This window comes from Faecalibacterium sp. DFI.5.82 (assembly GCF_029076575.1).
Taxonomy (GTDB): Bacteria; Bacillota; Clostridia; order Oscillospirales; family Ruminococcaceae; genus Faecalibacterium; species Faecalibacterium duncaniae.
In genome coordinates this window covers 1-301 of record NZ_JARFIS010000742.1, presented here as the reverse complement: position 1 = coordinate 301, position 301 = coordinate 1, and the positions used below count along the sequence as shown (strand labels likewise).

Sequence of the window (301 nt, the reverse complement as noted above, 5' to 3'; positions counted from 1 at the left end):
CTCGGAAGTGTAGGGATCGTAGGTCAGGCTGGTGTGATGATCTGCATCGGCGGCCAGCTTCAGGGTAAAGGAACGGTATACGCCGGGCTGCACCGTGATGGTCAAATCGGCCACACGGCCCTTGATGCCTTCTAAAGAAGTTTCGCTTTGCACCGTCACATTTTCATAGAAGGTGCGCTTGCCGTGGACGGCATCCAGCTCCCGCACGGGGGTCTGAACAATGCGTCCGTCCTTGATATGCAGCTCCCGGGTGCAGATGGTCTGTCCGAACCACTTGCAGCCCTGGGGCTTATCCTCGGTG

The 301-nt window shown here is 58.1% G+C and carries 1 pseudogene; it reads right to left on the bottom strand.

Features of this window, described 5'->3' with window-relative positions:
• Positions 1–301 (bottom strand): annotated as a pseudogene (locus P0G09_RS18705) (glycoside hydrolase family 32 protein); the annotation flags it as partial.